The sequence below is a fragment of the Achromobacter xylosoxidans genome (assembly GCF_002192695.1).
In the GTDB taxonomy this organism is placed as follows: Bacteria; Pseudomonadota; Gammaproteobacteria; order Burkholderiales; family Burkholderiaceae_B; genus Achromobacter; species Achromobacter xylosoxidans_C.
This window is the reverse complement of sequence record NZ_MTLG01000071.1, coordinates 80,455-95,276: the sequence shown is the minus strand read 5'-3', so window position 1 is coordinate 95,276 and position 14,822 is coordinate 80,455. Positions and strand designations below refer to the sequence as shown.

Genomic DNA, 14,822 nt, shown 5'->3' with positions numbered 1-14,822 from the left:
AGCCTGCCAGCCATAAGCTGCAAGCCCTGCCGCCCGCCATGAGGGGGATGAAAAACGGGGCGGCTTCCTACCAGGAAACCGCCCCGTCTGATCCTGCCCCCATCCGAAGGATGAGGCGCCGGTCCGTTCAATCGTTCAGCAACTGCCAGGCCAGGCGAGCCGCCGCGCGCGCGCCATGACCGTCCTGGTCGAAGCGCGGATTGAATTCGGCCATGTCCGCCAGGCGCAGCTTGCCGCTGGCCTTGACCCGCAGCACGATTTCCTCAATGACCGTCAGTGGCACCCCATAGGGCGCCGGGGCCGACACCCCCGGCATGACCGCCGCGGGCAGCACATCCAGGTCTATGGTCAGGTAGACGTGCCGCGCCCGGGCCAGCAAGGCGTCGACGTTGGCCAGGCGCGCCGCCAGGTGGCGCTCCTGCATGTCGCGGTCCTCGACCCAGATGGCGCCGACTTCGGCGGCGCGCGCATACAGCGCCGGGGTATTGGCCAGCCGCGATACGCCCAGGCAGGCGTATTGCAGGGCCCGGCCGCGTTCCTCGCAATAGCGCGAGATCTGGTCGAACGGCGTGCCGGAGCTGCCGGGCCGTCCGGTGCGCAGGTCGAAGTGCGCGTCCAGGTTCAGCACCAGCACGGGTTCCGTGTCGCCGCAGGCGTCCAGCCAGCGCGCCAGGCCCTGGAAGCTGCCCCAGGCGATCTCGTGGCCGCCGCCCAGCACCAGCGGGCGGGCGCCCTGCTCCATCAGTTCCGCCACGCGCAGGCCCAGTTGCTCCTGGGCGTCTTCCAGACGGTCGCCCTCGCAGGCCACGTCGCCGGCGTCCAGCAGGCGCGTGAGGCCGTGCGCCGGCAGGCCCGCCAGGAACTTGCGGATGGCCGACGGGCCTTCGGCCGCGCCGATGCGGCCCTGGTTGCGGGCCACGCCGGCATCGCAGGCGAAGCCCAGCAGCACCGGCTCGCCCTTGCGGACCTGGCCGGCGGCCGCCTCGACGATATGCGCCAGGCGGCGCGTGTCGCCTTGTTCGGCGCTGTCGTCGCGGGCCTTCCACAAGCTTCGGTCGAATTGCGCCGCGCTCATGCCGCCCCCTGCCCCGCGTTCAGCACCGCCTGCAGGAATTCGCGGGTGCGCGGCTCGCGCGGCTGGGTGAAGATCACGTCGGGCGAACCGGATTCCAGGATCACGCCGCCGTCCATCACCGCCACCACGTCGGCCACGTCGCGGGCAAAGCCCATTTCGTGCGTGACCACCATCATGGTCATGCCTTCCTTGGCCAGCAGCTTCATGACCTGCAGCACTTCGCCCACCAGTTCCGGGTCCAGCGCCGAGGTCGGCTCGTCGAACAGCATGACCTTGGGCTGCATGGCCAGGGCGCGGGCGATGGCCACGCGCTGCTTCTGCCCGCCCGACAGGCTGGCCGGCATGGCCGCCATCTTCTGGCCCAGGCCGACCTTGTCCAGCAGGTCCGCGGCCAGCGCGTGGGCTTCTTCGCGGCCCATGCCGCGCAGCTTGCGCGGACCGACCGTCACGTTGTCCAGCACCGACAGGTGCGGGAACAGGTTGAAGCCCTGGAACACCATGCCCACCTGCATGCGCAGCTGGTTGAGTTCGGCCTCGGGCAACAGCTTGCCGTGGTCCAGCAGGGTCTGGCCGCAGATGTCGATGGTGCCGGCCTGCGCCACTTCCAGCCCGTTGCAGCAGCGCAGCAAGGTGCTCTTGCCCGAGCCGCTGGGCCCGATCACCACCACCACCTGGGACGGCAGCACGTCGAAGTCGATGCCGCGCAAGACCTCGTGGTCACCGTAGGACTTGCGCAGGCCGCGGATGCGGATCATTTCTTGCGGGTCCGCGGCAGAGTTCATTGCGGAGTTCATTGCACCATCCCCCCCGCGCGCAGGCGGTGTTCAATCTTGCGCAGCACCAGCATGGTAGCCGTGGTCAGGATCAGATAAATCAGCGCCACCACCAGATAGGTTTCCAGCGAGCGATAGGACACGCTGATGATCTTCTGGCCTTCATGCATCAGGTCGTGGATCGTCAAGAGCGACACCAGGGCCGAGTTCTTGATCAGCGCGATGAATTCATTGCCCAGCGGCGGGATCATGCGCACCACCGCCTGCGGCAGCACGATGATGCGCATGGCCTGGCCGGACGACATGCCCAGCGAGCGCGCCGCCTCGGTCTGGCCGCGGTCCACCGACTGGATCGCGCCGCGCACGATTTCCGACACGTAGGCGCCGGAATACATGCCCAGGCCCAGCACGCCGCAGGCGAACGCCGGCAGGGTGATGCCGAAATGCGGCAGGCCGAAGAACCAGATGAACAGCTGCACCAGCAAGGGCGTGCCGCGGAACAGCAGCAGGTAGACGCTGCACAGGTTGTAGATGACGTAGCGCTTGGGGTTCAGGCGCCCCACGCCCACCAGCAGGCCGATGACGCAGGCCAGCAGCAAGGCGCCCGCGGTCACCTCGACGGTGACCACGGCGCCGTTGATCAGCGCGCCGAAGTCGGCAAAGACGGGAGAAAAATCCAGGTTCATTTCGCGGGGGCCTCGAACCACTTGTTGACGATGGCCTGGTAGCTGCCGTCGGCCTTGAGCTTCTGCAGCGCGGCGTTCAGCTCACGGGTCAGCTCGGGCTTGTTCTTGGGCACGGCGATGCCGTAGTCCTCGGTGGTGATCTGGTCGTTCAGCACGGTCAGGTCGGGCGTGCTCTGGGCGAACAGCTTGGCGGCGGGCTTGCCCGTCACCGCGGCTTCGGCGCGGCCGATCTGCACCAGGTTGAACATCTCCTGGTTCTTCTCGACTTCCACGCGCTGCACCGCCGGGTAGTGTTCCTTCAGGTAGTTAACCGACTTGGTGCCGACCTGCACCGACACCTTGCGGCCGTCCAGGTCCTTCAGCGTCTTGACCGGGCCGTCCTTCTTGGTCATGACGACCAGGCCGCCCGCGTAGTACGGATCGGTGAAGTCCACGACCTTGGCGCGCTCAGGCGTGATGTAGATGGCGGACACGGCGATGTCGGCGCGGCCGGCCTGCAGGGCGGGAATCAGGCCCTTGAAGTCGATGTCGATCCATTCGACCTTCTTGCCCATGGCGCCGGCCAAGGCTTCCACCAATTCGATGTCGAAGCCGGTGCGCTTGCCGTCCTTGACGAACTCCATCGGCGGGAAAGTCGCGTCGGTCACGGCGCGGATGGTTTCCTGGGCGAACGCCGGACCGGCGCTCCAGGCGAGGCCCAGCGTCAGGGCGGCGGTCAGCAATGTGCGGCGAGTGGTCATGGTGGGTCCTCTATGGAATATGGATACGGCGGTCGGGTGGGTATGGATACGGCGTGGAATGGACGAAGACTGTCTCAATGCGCCTGCAACTTCGCCGAAATGCGCCGGGCCGCGGCCACGGTCATCTCGGTCAATGCCTCGGGACGCTGGGCGGCCCGGGTCGATGGCGCCATCAGCGTGATCGAGGCCACGGCCTGGTTGGCGCGTTGAAAAATCGGAACGCTCACGCCCCAGACGCCGGCATCGACCTCGCTGTCGGTGACGGCATAGCCCTGGGCGCGGATGGCTTCCAGTTCTTGCCCAAGGCGTCCGGCGTCCACGCCGGCCTCGGCCGCCAGATAAGCCAGCGCGGCCTGCAGGCGCGCCAGCGGCATGAAGGCCAGCAGCGACTTGGCCGAGGCGCCGCGCGCCAGCGGCAGGCCGCGCCCCTTGGTGAAGGAACAGCGCAGCGGATGCTGGCTTTCGATCATGTCCAGGCACACCGCCTGGTCCTTGACCGCCACCAGCAGGCCTATGGTTTCGCCGGAGGCGGCGGCCAGCGCGGCCATGTCGGGCTGCGCTTCATGGATCAGGAACGAGGACTGGTCAAAGCCCCAGGCCAGCTGCACGCACAGCGGGCCGGGGCCGTATTCGCCATCGTGCTCGGCGACGAAGCCCCAGCGCTTGAGCAGCGCCACCTGCCGGTACAGGGTGCTTTGCGCCAGGCCGGTCTGCTCGGCCAGGGCGGCGATGCTGAGGGGGCCGTCGTGCCTGGCCAGGGTGGCCAGCACGTACAGCACGCGATCCGCGCCTGCCCCGACTGATAGATCCGCTTTCAACATTTGGCTCCAAGCTAACGGAGCGCAGATTATCAATTTATGGCTCTTAGCCTACTTTTTATTCCCGAATATTGAGAATTACTGGGGAAAACCCCGAATAGCCGGCGCAAAAAAGGCGCCCGAAGGCGCCAAAGAGTCCGCCGCGCCCCGGCGGCGCGCGTCGGACCTGACCCTGCCCAGGGGCCGGTCAGGGTTGGTGGGCGGTCGACCCCAAGATGCGCTCGGCGCAACGCGCCCAGTACAGCAGCCGCGCGTCTTCCTTGACGAAGCCGACCATCTGGAACCCCAGCGGCAGGCCGTTGGGGCCGCGCGCCACGGGCAAGGTGATGGACGGGTTGTGCAGCAGCGACCAGATGCGGATGAAGGCCGAGCTGCCGGTGGAGCTGGCGGGCGGCGCCTCGCCCAGCGTGGAAGGCATGGCCACCGCGTCGACCTCGCGCGCCACGTCGTAGTACGCCCGGCGGCAGGCGTCGGCGGCATCCAGCGCCCCGGCGTAGTCGGCCGCGGACAGGCCCTCGCCCATCGTCAGGTACTCGATCAGCCCGGGATCGCACAGCGCCGCATGGTCGCGCTTGATGGCGGCGTACTCGCGCGCCAGGTCGTAGGCCATGATCACGTCCTGCGCCTCGCCCATGGTGTCGAAGGCCGGCGGCATAACCAGTTCCGTGACTTTCACGCCCGCGGCCGATAGCGCGCGCAGATTGGCCTCGAAGCTTTCGCGCATGCAGGGTTCGGTGTCGGCCCAGTCCTTCGGCCGCCACACGCCCAGGCGGAAATCGCGGCGCAATGTGGACGCTGGATCAAACCGGGGATCGCCCGTAAACGCGCGCATGAACAAGGCCACATCGTCGACCGAGCGCGAGATCGGCCCGATCACGTCCAATACCCGCGAATAGCGCCGGATCGCCACGTAGGGAATGGCGTCCAGCGTGGGTTTGAAGCCCACCGCGCCGCAGAACGCCGACGGCCGCAGAATCGAACCCGCCGTCTGCGTGCCGATGGACAGCGGCGCCATGAAGTCGGCGACGGCCGCCGCCGAACCGGCCGAGGACGCGGCCGGCGTGCGGGTCAGGTCATGCGGATTGCGCGCAGGCCCCGGCAGCATGATGGCGTGGCGCGACACGGTGTTCTTGCCCAGCACGTTGAAACCCAGTTCCTGCGCCTGCGTCACCACGGGCGCGTCGGCCTCGGGCTGGCGGCCGGGGAAGATCTCGGGATCGCCCAATTCGGTGGGCATGGCCGCCGTGTCGATGGTGTCCTTGATGCCCAGCGGCACGCCGTCCAACGCACGCCGCCGGCCGTGGCGGTCCCATTCCCGGGCGCGGGCCAGCGCGCCCTCGGCGTCCACCCGGACCCAGGCCTTGACGCCGCCGTTGCGCTCTTCGATGCGGTCCAGGCAGGCGCGCGCCCAGGCCTCGCAGGTCAGCCTGCCCTGCTCCAGCGCGGCCAGACCCTGGGTGGCGGTCAACGCGGCGATGGCGCCGGGCGCCGGGCGGCGCGCAACGGGCGCCGGGGAAACCATGGTTTCGGAAGTAGGCAAGATACGGCTCCTGCAAAGGGATATGGAAGTAGGGATTTGCCATCCGCGACGGCGGCTGCCGGCGGGATGGCTCTGGCTGATTCAAGCGGGAACACTGCCGCTGGGAGGACGGTCCGCGCCCGCGTGGCCGCCCCGCCCGATATACAGATCGCTCATATGCTGGTTGGCCAGCAACGCCTGCCCCGTGTCGGTCAGCACGATGCGGCCGGAATCCAGGATGTAGCCGCGGTCGCTGAACGCCAGCGCCTGGCGCGCGCGCTGCTCCACCATCAGCACGCCCACGCCGATCTGCGGCAGGCGCCGCACTTCGGCGAACACCTGCTCGGTCAGCGCCGGCGACAAGGCGGCCGAGGGCTCATCCAGCACCATCAGGCGCGGCGAGGACATCAGCGCCCGGGCGAAAGCCAACTGCTGGCGTTCGCCGCCGGACAGGTTCTCGGCGTGGGTCTTGCGCCGCCCGGCCAGCGCCGGGAACAGCTCGAACATGTCGCGGATGCGCTTCTCACGCGCCTGCACGTGTTCCACCACCTGCAGGTTCTCCAGCACGGTCAGCGCGCCGAACACGTTGCGCACCTGCGGCACATAGGAAATACCGATGCGCACGCGCTCCTCGACCGGCAGCGTGAGCAGGTCGCGGCCATCGAAGCTCATCGTGCCGGCGATGCGCGGCAGCAGGCCCATCACCGCCTTGACCAGCGTGGACTTGCCCGCGCCGTTGGTGCCGGCGATGGTGACGATCTCGCGCGGCGCCACGTGCATGTCGATGCCGGACACGATATCGACCTCGCCGTAGCCGCCGGACAGGCCTTGCATGACGAGCTGGCTCATATCACTCCCCCCATGTACGCTTCGCGCACCTGTTCGTTGGCCAGGACGCTGTCGGGCGTGCCTTCGGCGATGACGCGGCCACGGTCCATGACGTACATGCGCGGCACGATGCGCGACAGCTCTTCCAGGTTGTGTTCGATGATGGCGACGGTCAGGCCGCGCTGGTTCAGTTCCACGATGCGCGCCGACAGCTCTTCGATCAGCACCGGATTGACGCCGGCGAACGGCTCGTCCAGCAGGATGCAGCGCGGCTCCAGCATCAAGAGCCGCCCCAGCTCCAGCAGCTTCTTCTGGCCGCCCGACAGCTTCCCGGCCGGCTCGTCCGCGACGCGCGACAGGTTCAGGAAGGCCAGCAGCTCGTGCACGCGCTCCGCGTTGCGCGCCTCTTCGCGGGCCACCTCGCGGCGGGCGAAGACCAGCGCCGCCAGCTTTTCGCCGCGCTGGTCCGGCGCGGCCGCCATCATGTTGTCGAAGACCGTCAGCTGGCTGAACTCGCGCGGTACCTGGAAGGTGCGCGCCAGCCCTCGGCGCACGCGCTGGTGCACGGCCATGCCCGTGATGTCCTCGTCCGCGAAGCGCACCGACCCGGAACTGGGCGGGATGTAGCCCGTGACCACCGAGAACAGCGTGCTCTTGCCCGCGCCGTTGGTGCCGATCACCCCGACCATTTCACCCTTGCACACTTCCAGCGACACGTCGTCCAGCGCCTTGAAGCCGCCGAAGCTGGCGCTCAGCCCTTTGATGCAAAGCAGCGTCATGCCTTTCTCCTGCGCGTAGCGGCAGCATTGCCGAAAATGCCCTGGGGCCGGTAAAGCACCACGCAGATGAGCGCCAGGCCAATGACGCCGATGCGCACGCTGGCCATCTGCACCTCCGAGATGCCGCCGACGAAGTCGCGCACGAAGCGCGAGCCTTCCAGGAACCCGACCAGCAGCACCGTGCCGGCCACCACGCCGCTCAAGCGCCCCACCCCGCCCAGGATGATGGCGATCCAGATGTAGAAGGTGATCAGCGGCACGAACTGTTCCGGGCTGATGAAGGTCAGGTAGTGCGCCTGGAAGGCGCCGGCCAGGCCGGCCAGGCCCGCGCCCAGCATCAGCGAACGGGTCTTGAAGCGGGCCGGGTCCTTGCCCAGCGCCCGCACCGCCACCTCGTTGTCGCGCACCGCCTCGATCACGCGGCCGAAGGGGCTGCGTATCACCAGGTGGATCAGGAACAAGGCGCCGGCGTTGACCGCCAGGAGCAGCAGCATGATCCACAGGTCCACCGTCTGCGGCGAGGCCCAGCCGGCGAACAGCCGCGGGATGCCGGGCAGGCCGTGCATGCCGCGCGTCAGCCATTCCTCGGTCTGCAGCATCATGCGCACCGACTCCGAAAAGCCCAGCGTCACGATGGCGAGGTAGTCGCTGCCCAGCCGCAAGGCGATCATGCCCAGCGGCCAAGCCGCCAGCGCCGCGAAGGCGGCGGCCGCCGCCATGGATATCGGTATCGGCACGCCCTTGAGCGACAGCAAGGCCGAGGTATAGGCGCCGATGGCGAAGAAGCCGACGTGGCCGAAGTTGATCAGTCCGGTGAACCCGTAGTGCAGCGACAGGCCGAAGGCCAGCAGCATGTAGATCAGGATCCCGATGGCGATAGCAATCAGATAGGCTTCCATGATTTCACCTCGCCGCCATCGGACGGCCGAAGATGCCCTGGGGACGCAGCAGCAACACGCACAGCAGCACCGCGAAGGCGAACACGATCTTGTAGGCCGGCCCGACCACCAGGCTGGCGACTTCCTGCGCAATGCTGAACACCATGATCCCGACGATGGCGCCCACCGGATTGCCGATGCCGCCCAGGATCACGGCCGCGAACATGGGCATCAGCAATTCCCAGCCCAGTTCGGGAATCACCACCGCCTTGATGCCCAGCAGCACGCCGCCCAGCCCGCAGTACGCGCCCGCGATGCTCCACAGCGTGATCATCACGCGCCGCCCGCGTATGCCGCTGGCCGCGGCCAGCTCGGGGTTGTCGGCCACCGCCCGCATGCGCCGCCCCGTCGGGGTCATGTGCATCAGGGCGAACACCAGCGCCAGCGCCGCCACCGCCGTGCCGACGATGTACAGGTCGGTGGGCAGGATGCGCACGCCGCCGAAGTTCCAGGCGCGCGTGAGCGGCAGGTCGAAGGTGTACTGGTCCTGTCCCGCGAAAAAGGTGATCGTGCTGCGCAGCGCGAACGCCACGCCGATGGACGCGATCAGGCGCGACACGTTGGAGCGCGACTCCAGCGGCCGGAACACCCAGGCATAGAAGAACAGGCTGACCAGGGTGGTGGCGGCGACGGCGGCCAGGCCGCCCGCCAGCATCGAGCCGCCGGCCAGCGCCTGGGTGAAGACGGCGGCGTAGGCGCCCAACGTCATGTAGTCGCCGCTGGCGGCGTTGGGAAAGCGGGCGATGCCGAACACCAGCGTGATCGCCAGTGCCGGCAAGGCCAGCAGCATCCCGATCACAACGCCGTTGATGGCGGCGTTGATGACGGTGATTGCATCCATACTTGTGTTCCCCTAGTGTTTTTTATCGTCAGACCTGGCCGGCGATGACTTCTTTGAGCACCAGCTTGCCGTCGCGGATATCGAAGACGCCAAAGTCCGGCACGGTCTCGCCCTGCTTGCCGAAGTCCAGGCGCGAGGACGCGCCGTCGTAGTCCACCGGCTTGCCGGCGCGCAGCAGCGCCTGGCCTTGCGCGAAGCCGCTGACCTTCTCGCCCCCGCCCTGCGCGGTCACGGCGCGGATCTTGCCGTTGATGGCGGCCACGTCCGCGGTCGCCCCCGCCGCCTCGATCGCCAGCGCCAGCGTGATCACCATGTCGTAGGACTGCGACGCGAAGATGTCCGGCTCGCGCTTGGTGCGCTTGCGGAATTCGGCGGCGAAGGTCTTGTACGCCTGGTGCTCGTGGGCGGCCACGTTGGAGATCGAGATGATGCCCTCGGTGGCTTCCTTGCCCAGCGCCTTCACCAGGTCTTCGTTGGCGGTCCAGCCGGGCATGATGAACTTGCAGTCCTGGCCGGTCTGGAACCATTCCTTCAGGATGATGGTGGCGTCGGGCCGGTAGGCGCTCAGCGAGATCACGTCGGGCTTGGAGGCCAGCACCTTGGTCAGCTCGGTGCGGTAGGTGGTCTGGTTGGGTTCGTAGATGGTGAAGGCGCTGACCTTGCCGCCCTTCTCCTGCCAGGCATCACGGAAGTAGTTGGCCTGCCCCACGAAGGTGGAGTTATTGAAGGCCATGACCGCCGGCCGCTTGAAGCCGCGCTGGCGCGCCACCTCCGCAAAGGCGCGGCCGAACACGGCGTTGGACGCCTGGAACATCCAGGCCAGCCCCTGCTTGTTCTCGGTCAGCATTTCCGGCGCGCCGCAGGTGTTCATGGTGATGAGGCCGGCGGCATTGGTGATGGGCATGGCGGCCAGGCCCACCGACGACGGCCAGATGCCGACCACGGCCTCGACCTTGTTGATCTCGATCAGCTTCTTCACGGCCAGCACGGCGGCGTCGGGCTTGGTCTGGTCGTCTTCGGCGTAAAGCTGGATCTTGCGGCCGGCGGCGCCGCCGGCGGCGTTGACCTCGTCAATGGCGATCTTGATGGCTTCCAGCATGGCCGGCCCGTAGGGGCCGCCGACGCCGGTGATGGAATTGAGCGCCCCCAGGCGGAACGGCTGGGCCGATTGCGCCCTGGCCAGGGAGGGAAGCGCGCCGCAGGCGGCCAGCGCGGCGCTGGCCGCGATGAAGCCGCGGCGGGAAAGATGGATGGGCTGTGTCATGAAGGTTCCTTGCGGCGTGAACATCTTTGTTCAACTTCGAATAGCCGCCGGCGTTCTAACGGCCGGCGTCCCCTTGGAGCTTGGATGCGACTTCGATACTGCCTGCTGCGGTTTGCCTGCTACGCGATGACTCCTCGGGCGCGCATGCCTGCAATGCTGTCTTCCGCCACGCCGAAGCGGCGCAGCACCTCGTCGGTGTGCTGGCCCATCAGCGGCGCCGCCGTGCGCAAGGCGCCTGGGGTTTTGGAAAACTTGGTCGGAATGCCGATGGTCTTCATCTTGCCCAGCGCCGGATGGTCCAGTTCCTGCACCATGCCGCGCGCCAGGTAGTGCGGGTCCTGCATGGCCTGGCCGAAGTCGTTGATCGGGCCGCAAGGCACCGAGGCCCGCTCGCAGCGCTCGATCCATTCGGCCGCGTCGGCGCGTGCGAACTCCGCTTCCAGTATGGGTTCCAGCTCGGCGATATGGGTCAGCCGGTCGGAGTTCGTGATGAAGCGCGGATCGGTGATCAGCTCGGGACGTTCCAGCACGTCCCCGCACAGCCGTTCCCAGGTGCGCTGGTTGGCCGCGCCTATCATGATGTAGCCCTGGCGCGTGTTGAACGCCTGGTATGGCGCCGACACCCGGTGGCGGCTGCCGGTGCCTTCCGGCACCGTGCCGTCGGCGAAATAGGCGGCGGCTTCCCAGACGAACCAGGGCAGCCCGCACTCGGCCAGCGCGATGTCGATGTGCTGGCCTTCGCCCGTTTTCATCTGGTGGATGCAGGCGGCCAGGATGGCGTAGACCGCGGTCAGGCCCGCCCCCACGTCATAGATGGCGATGCCCGACTTCAAGGGCCGCCCGCCGGGTTCGCCCGTCATGCTCATGATGCCGCTCATGCCCTGGGCCACCAGGTCGAAGCCGCCCTTGCCCGCATAGGGTCCGGAATGGCCGTAGCCCGAGATGGAGCAATACACCAGGCGCGGATTGATGCGCGACAGCGTTTCGTAGTCCACGCCCAGCGACTTGGTCACGCCCACGCGATAGTTCTCCACCACCACGTCGGCCCAGCGCGCCAGCTCGTACAGCACCTCGCGGGCCTCGGGGTCCTTCAGGTTCAGCGCCACGCCCTGCTTGTTGCGGTTGATCTGGGCGAAACAGGTGGATTCGCCGTTCACATAAGGGCCCATTTCGCGCGAGTCGTCGCCGGCGCCGGTCTTCTCGACCTTGATGACCTCGGCGCCCAGGTCGGCCAGCACCATGGTGCAGTACGGGCCGGCCATGATCTGCGAGAGATCCAGGATCTTGATGCCGGCAAGGGGGGATGCAGCTTGAGTCATATGCGGTCCGTCTTGGGTCGATGGCCGGATCAGCGGCCGATGAATTCGGGAATGCGCTTGGCGGCGAAGGCTTCGCGGCCGCGCCGGTAATCCTCGGTGCCGAAGCATTCGTAGGCTTCGCTGCGTTCGTCCGGAGTCAACGCGCGTCCTTCGCGCAGCTGGCCCACGAAGCGCTTGTGCCAGCGATTGACCAGCGGCGCCGCCGCGGCGATGCGGCGGGCGGTGGCGTAGGTTTGTTCCGCCACGCGCTCGTCATCCACCACGCGGGTCAGCAGGCCCTTGGACATGGCTTCCTCGGCGCCGAAGATGTTTCCTTCCAGCAGGATTTCCAGCACGCGCGCGGCGCCCACCACGCGGATCAGGTCGGCCAGTTCCTGGTGGTCCACGGTCAGGCCGATGCGGTTCACCGGGATGCCGTAGCGGCTGTTGCGCCCGCCGATGCGGATGTCGCACAGCGCGGCCAGCTCCAGCCCGCCGCCCACGCACACGCCTTCGATGCAGGCCACGGTGGGGTGGCGCAGGTGCTTGAGCGTGTCGGTCATGGACAGGGTGAAGAGCGCGTACTCGGCCGCCTGCGCGGCGCCGTCGCGGTCTTCCTCGAAGCCGCCGATGTCGCTGCCGGCGCAGAAAGCGCCGCCCGCGCCGCGCAGCACCACGCAGCGCACGGCGTCGTCGGCGTCGAGTTCGCGCATGACCCGGCCGAATTCCCGGTACATGTCCAGCGTGAACGCGTTGCGCTTTTCCGGGCGGTTCATCAGCACGGTGGCCACGCCGTCGGCGTCGCGGCTCAGGTCTATGCTCATGCCGCGTCCTCCAGGCGCAGTTCGGTGCCCTTGAGCACCACCTTGCCGTCCAGTTCCAGCGTGGCGTCGGTGACGATGGTGTCGTAGTGCGCCGCCGCCTTGACGGTGCCGCCGATATAGGCGCTGGTGCCCAGCGCCAGCTGGATCGAGCCGTAGACCGACTCGTCGGACAGCATGGTGCCGTCCAACTGGCAGCGCGGGTTCATGCCCACGCCCAGTTCGCCCAGGTTGTATACCTGCGGATCGTTGAAGCTGGCCAGCAGTTCGCGGAACTGGCGCGCCACCGCGCCGCCCTCGATGGCCACCGCCATGCCCTTTTCCATATGGATGCGCACGGGCTCGTCGCGGATCAGCGAGACGCCGGGAATGCTGGCGTTGACCATGATCACGCCTTCGGCCGTGCCCTCCACCGGCGCCAGGCTGGACTCCAGGCAATAGCCCGCCGAAATGTCGGTGGTGTTGGCAAAGCCGTGCAGCGCGCGGCCGTGGCGGCCGGCGATGCTCATGGTCACGTCGGTGCCGAGTTCGCTGGTGACGCGGGCCGTGTCGGCGCGGGTCAGCGCGTCGGCCAACCCCTGGATCTGCGGGCGCAGCGCGTCGAAGTCGCAGTCCCAGCCCTCGGCCAGGAAGAAGTCGGGCAGATGCGATTCCGGCAGCACGATCACGCCGACCCCGGCGCGCGTGGCCTGCTGGCGCGCGTCGGTGTGCGCGGCATTGGCGCGAGTCAGCGCGATGACCAGGTCGGCCCCCTGCATGGCCTGGGCCACCACCGGCGACAACTGCCGGCCGTGGCGCGCGGAGCCCGCGATCTGCAGCAGGTGCAGGCCGGCGCCCGCCTCGTCCACCGCGATCGCCAGGGGCTCGACGTTGTGGTGGGTGTGCAGGTCGTACAGCACCAGCACTTCCATGCCCGGCTTGGCCGCGCCCAGCTGGCTGACCACCTTGCGCGCGTTCTTCAGTTTCAACAGCGTGTGCATGATGCGCTCCTCAAGCCGCTTGCGACGCGCGGGCGTCGGCGATGCGCTGGGCGTCGGCCACCGCGCGCCCGAGGATGTCCAGGCCGCGGGCCAGTTCCTCGTCGGTTATGGAGAGCGGCGCCAGGAAGCGGATCACGTTGCCGTAGAAGCCCGCTTTCACCAGCACCAGCCCGCCCTGGTAGGCGGCCTGCACGATATGGGCCGCCAGATCGCCGGCGGGACTGTCGTCGCCCGCGCCGCGCACGACTTCGAACGCCACCATGGCGCCCAGGCCGCGCACGTCGCCGACGATGCCGTACTGGCCGGCCCAGTCCGCAAAGCGGGCGCGCACCCGGCCGCCCAGGTCGCGGGCGCGCGCCGCGTAGTCTTCGCGCCGCATGACCGCGATGGTGGCGAGCGCCGCGGCGCACGCCAGCGGGTTGCCGCCATAGGTGCCGCCCAGGCCGCCCACGGCCGGCGCGTCCATCAGGTCGGCGCGCCCCACCAGCGCCGCTATCGGCAGCCCCCCGCCCATGGACTTGGCCAGGGTGTAAAGGTCGGCCTCGATGCCGGCATGCTGGGTGGCAAACCATTCCCCGGTGCGGCAGAAGCCCGACTGGATCTCGTCGGCGATCAGCACGATGCCGTGTTGGGTGCAATAGGCGCGCAACGCCTGCAGGAAGGCGGGCGACGCGGCATGGAAGCCGCCCTCGCCCTGCACCGGTTCGATGATGACCGCGGCGACCTGCTCCGGCGTGACCTCGGTTTCGACCAGGCGGCGGAATTCATTGAAAGCGGCCTCGGAACATTCGGCTTCGGTCAGCCCCGAGCGGTAGCGCACCGGGAACGGCGCGCGGTAGACCTCGGACGCGAAGGGACCGAAGCCGGTCTTGTAGGCGGGGGCCTTGGCGGTCAGCGACAGCGCCATGTAGGTGCGGCCGTGGAAGGCGTTCTCGAAGGCCACCACCGCCTGCCGGCCGGTGGCGCGGCGCGCCACCTTGATGGCGTTTTCCACGGCTTCGGCGCCCGTGGTCTGCAGCATGGCTTTCTTGGGCCAGGATCCGGGTACCAGGTCGACCAGCGCCTCGGCCAGCTCGATGTATTCCGGGTACATGACGATGTTGAAGCAGGTGTGCAGATAGCGCGCCGCCTGCGCCTGGACGGCGGCCACCACCTCGGGGTGCGCGTGGCCCACGTTCAGGGTGCCGATACCGCCGGCGAAATCGATGTAGGCGTTGCCGTCCAGGTCGGTCAGCGTGGCGCCGCGGGCAGCGGCCGCGAACACCGGCGGCCCGTTGGCCACGCCCAGCGCGACCGCGGCATTGCGCCGGGCCAGGTATGCCTGGCACTGCGGGCCGGGAAGTTGAGGGGACTGCGCGGCGTCTTTCATTGCCCTGGGCTCCTTGGATGAGTAGGTACGGCGACGAAGTGAAGTCACTATATTCTTGTGCGTTTTATTGTGTCAATGATGATTTACAACTAC

General features: G+C 68.1%; 15 protein-coding genes. All 15 read right to left on the bottom strand.

All coding sequences use genetic code 11. The annotated features are described in order from the left end of the window. Window positions 1-127 precede the first annotated feature (127 nt). Window positions 128-1,075: a formimidoylglutamase gene (gene hutG / locus BRO63_RS13120; protein WP_088140214.1), complete on the bottom strand. Its 948-nt coding sequence runs from the start codon at window positions 1,073-1,075 to the stop codon at window positions 128-130. Further along, window positions 1,072-1,857 carry an amino acid ABC transporter ATP-binding protein gene (locus BRO63_RS13115; protein WP_088140213.1) on the bottom strand — a complete coding sequence of 262 codons (786 nt, stop codon included), beginning with the start codon at window positions 1,855-1,857 and terminating at the stop codon, window positions 1,072-1,074. Before BRO63_RS13115 ends, hutG begins: the two co-directional genes overlap by 4 nt. An 8-nt stretch (window positions 1,858-1,865) precedes the next feature. Continuing rightward, complete coding sequence (locus BRO63_RS13110; RefSeq protein ID WP_088140212.1) at window positions 1,866-2,534, bottom strand: amino acid ABC transporter permease; 669 nt, start codon at window positions 2,532-2,534, stop codon at window positions 1,866-1,868. Next, entirely contained in the window at window positions 2,531-3,274 is a 744-nt protein-coding gene (locus tag BRO63_RS13105) for a transporter substrate-binding domain-containing protein (RefSeq protein ID WP_013393488.1), read from the bottom strand. Before BRO63_RS13105 ends, BRO63_RS13110 begins: the two co-directional genes overlap by 4 nt. A gap of 74 nt (window positions 3,275-3,348) precedes the next feature. After that, window positions 3,349-4,095: an IclR family transcriptional regulator gene (locus BRO63_RS13100; protein WP_088140211.1), complete on the bottom strand. Its 747-nt coding sequence runs from the start codon at window positions 4,093-4,095 to the stop codon at window positions 3,349-3,351. Window positions 4,096-4,279: 184 nt separating this feature from the next. Continuing rightward, a complete protein-coding gene (locus BRO63_RS13095) occupies window positions 4,280-5,632 on the bottom strand; it encodes an amidase (RefSeq protein ID WP_088140210.1) in 1,353 nt (450 codons plus the stop codon). An 81-nt stretch (window positions 5,633-5,713) separates the two neighbouring features. Then, window positions 5,714-6,460: an ABC transporter ATP-binding protein gene (locus BRO63_RS13090; RefSeq protein ID WP_088140209.1), complete on the bottom strand. Its 747-nt coding sequence runs from the start codon at window positions 6,458-6,460 to the stop codon at window positions 5,714-5,716. Next, a complete protein-coding gene (locus tag BRO63_RS13085) occupies window positions 6,457-7,218 on the bottom strand; it encodes an ABC transporter ATP-binding protein (RefSeq protein WP_088140208.1) in 762 nt (253 codons plus the stop codon). The genes BRO63_RS13090 and BRO63_RS13085 overlap by 4 nt, the downstream gene beginning before the upstream one ends. After that, entirely contained in the window at window positions 7,215-8,117 is a 903-nt protein-coding gene (locus tag BRO63_RS13080) for a branched-chain amino acid ABC transporter permease (RefSeq protein WP_088140207.1), read from the bottom strand. Before BRO63_RS13080 ends, BRO63_RS13085 begins: the two co-directional genes overlap by 4 nt. Before the next feature lie 4 nt (window positions 8,118-8,121). Beyond that, window positions 8,122-8,997 (bottom strand): branched-chain amino acid ABC transporter permease, encoded by an 876-nt coding sequence (locus BRO63_RS13075; RefSeq protein ID WP_088140206.1) that lies wholly within the window; start codon window positions 8,995-8,997, stop codon window positions 8,122-8,124. A gap of 28 nt (window positions 8,998-9,025) precedes the next feature. After that, window positions 9,026-10,261, bottom strand: coding sequence for an ABC transporter substrate-binding protein (locus BRO63_RS13070; protein WP_256942955.1), 1,236 nt, complete (start codon window positions 10,259-10,261; stop codon window positions 9,026-9,028). A gap of 119 nt (window positions 10,262-10,380) precedes the next feature. After that, the gene (locus tag BRO63_RS13065) at window positions 10,381-11,580 is read right to left on the bottom strand and encodes a CaiB/BaiF CoA transferase family protein (RefSeq protein WP_088140204.1); all 1,200 of its coding nucleotides are present in this window, start codon (window positions 11,578-11,580) and stop codon (window positions 10,381-10,383) included. 29 nt (window positions 11,581-11,609) lie between these two features. Then, a complete protein-coding gene (locus tag BRO63_RS13060) occupies window positions 11,610-12,383 on the bottom strand; it encodes an enoyl-CoA hydratase/isomerase family protein (RefSeq protein ID WP_088140203.1) in 774 nt (257 codons plus the stop codon). After that, entirely contained in the window at window positions 12,380-13,360 is a 981-nt protein-coding gene (locus BRO63_RS13055; RefSeq protein ID WP_088140202.1) for an aminopeptidase, read from the bottom strand. Before BRO63_RS13055 ends, BRO63_RS13060 begins: the two co-directional genes overlap by 4 nt. 10 nt (window positions 13,361-13,370) lie before the next feature. Continuing rightward, on the bottom strand, window positions 13,371-14,729 hold the full coding sequence (gene gabT / locus BRO63_RS13050; RefSeq protein ID WP_088140201.1) for a 4-aminobutyrate--2-oxoglutarate transaminase: 1,359 nt from the start codon (window positions 14,727-14,729) through the stop codon (window positions 13,371-13,373). Window positions 14,730-14,822 lie beyond the last annotated feature (93 nt).

Excerpts from the sequence above, each read along its gene's own strand:
- hutG (WP_088140214.1), bottom strand. The coding sequence starts at position 1,075 with ATGAGCGCGGCGCAATTCGACCGAAGCTTGTGGAAGGCCCGCGACGAC.
- BRO63_RS13110 (WP_088140212.1), bottom strand. The coding sequence starts at position 2,534 with ATGAACCTGGATTTTTCTCCCGTCTTTGCCGACTTCGGCGCGCTGATC.
- BRO63_RS13080 (WP_088140207.1), bottom strand. The coding sequence starts at position 8,117 with ATGGAAGCCTATCTGATTGCTATCGCCATCGGGATCCTGATCTACATG.
- BRO63_RS13085 (WP_088140208.1), bottom strand. The coding sequence starts at position 7,218 with ATGACGCTGCTTTGCATCAAAGGGCTGAGCGCCAGCTTCGGCGGCTTC.
- BRO63_RS13105 (WP_013393488.1), bottom strand. The coding sequence starts at position 3,274 with ATGACCACTCGCCGCACATTGCTGACCGCCGCCCTGACGCTGGGCCTC.
- BRO63_RS13070 (WP_256942955.1), bottom strand. The coding sequence starts at position 10,261 with ATGACACAGCCCATCCATCTTTCCCGCCGCGGCTTCATCGCGGCCAGC.
- BRO63_RS13065 (WP_088140204.1), bottom strand. The coding sequence starts at position 11,580 with ATGACTCAAGCTGCATCCCCCCTTGCCGGCATCAAGATCCTGGATCTC.
- BRO63_RS13115 (WP_088140213.1), bottom strand. The coding sequence starts at position 1,857 with ATGAACTCTGCCGCGGACCCGCAAGAAATGATCCGCATCCGCGGCCTG.
- BRO63_RS13060 (WP_088140203.1), bottom strand. The coding sequence starts at position 12,383 with ATGAGCATAGACCTGAGCCGCGACGCCGACGGCGTGGCCACCGTGCTG.
- BRO63_RS13090 (WP_088140209.1), bottom strand. The coding sequence starts at position 6,460 with ATGAGCCAGCTCGTCATGCAAGGCCTGTCCGGCGGCTACGGCGAGGTC.
- gabT (WP_088140201.1), bottom strand. The coding sequence starts at position 14,729 with ATGAAAGACGCCGCGCAGTCCCCTCAACTTCCCGGCCCGCAGTGCCAG.
- BRO63_RS13100 (WP_088140211.1), bottom strand. The coding sequence starts at position 4,095 with ATGTTGAAAGCGGATCTATCAGTCGGGGCAGGCGCGGATCGCGTGCTG.
- BRO63_RS13075 (WP_088140206.1), bottom strand. The coding sequence starts at position 8,997 with ATGGATGCAATCACCGTCATCAACGCCGCCATCAACGGCGTTGTGATC.
- BRO63_RS13055 (WP_088140202.1), bottom strand. The coding sequence starts at position 13,360 with ATGCACACGCTGTTGAAACTGAAGAACGCGCGCAAGGTGGTCAGCCAG.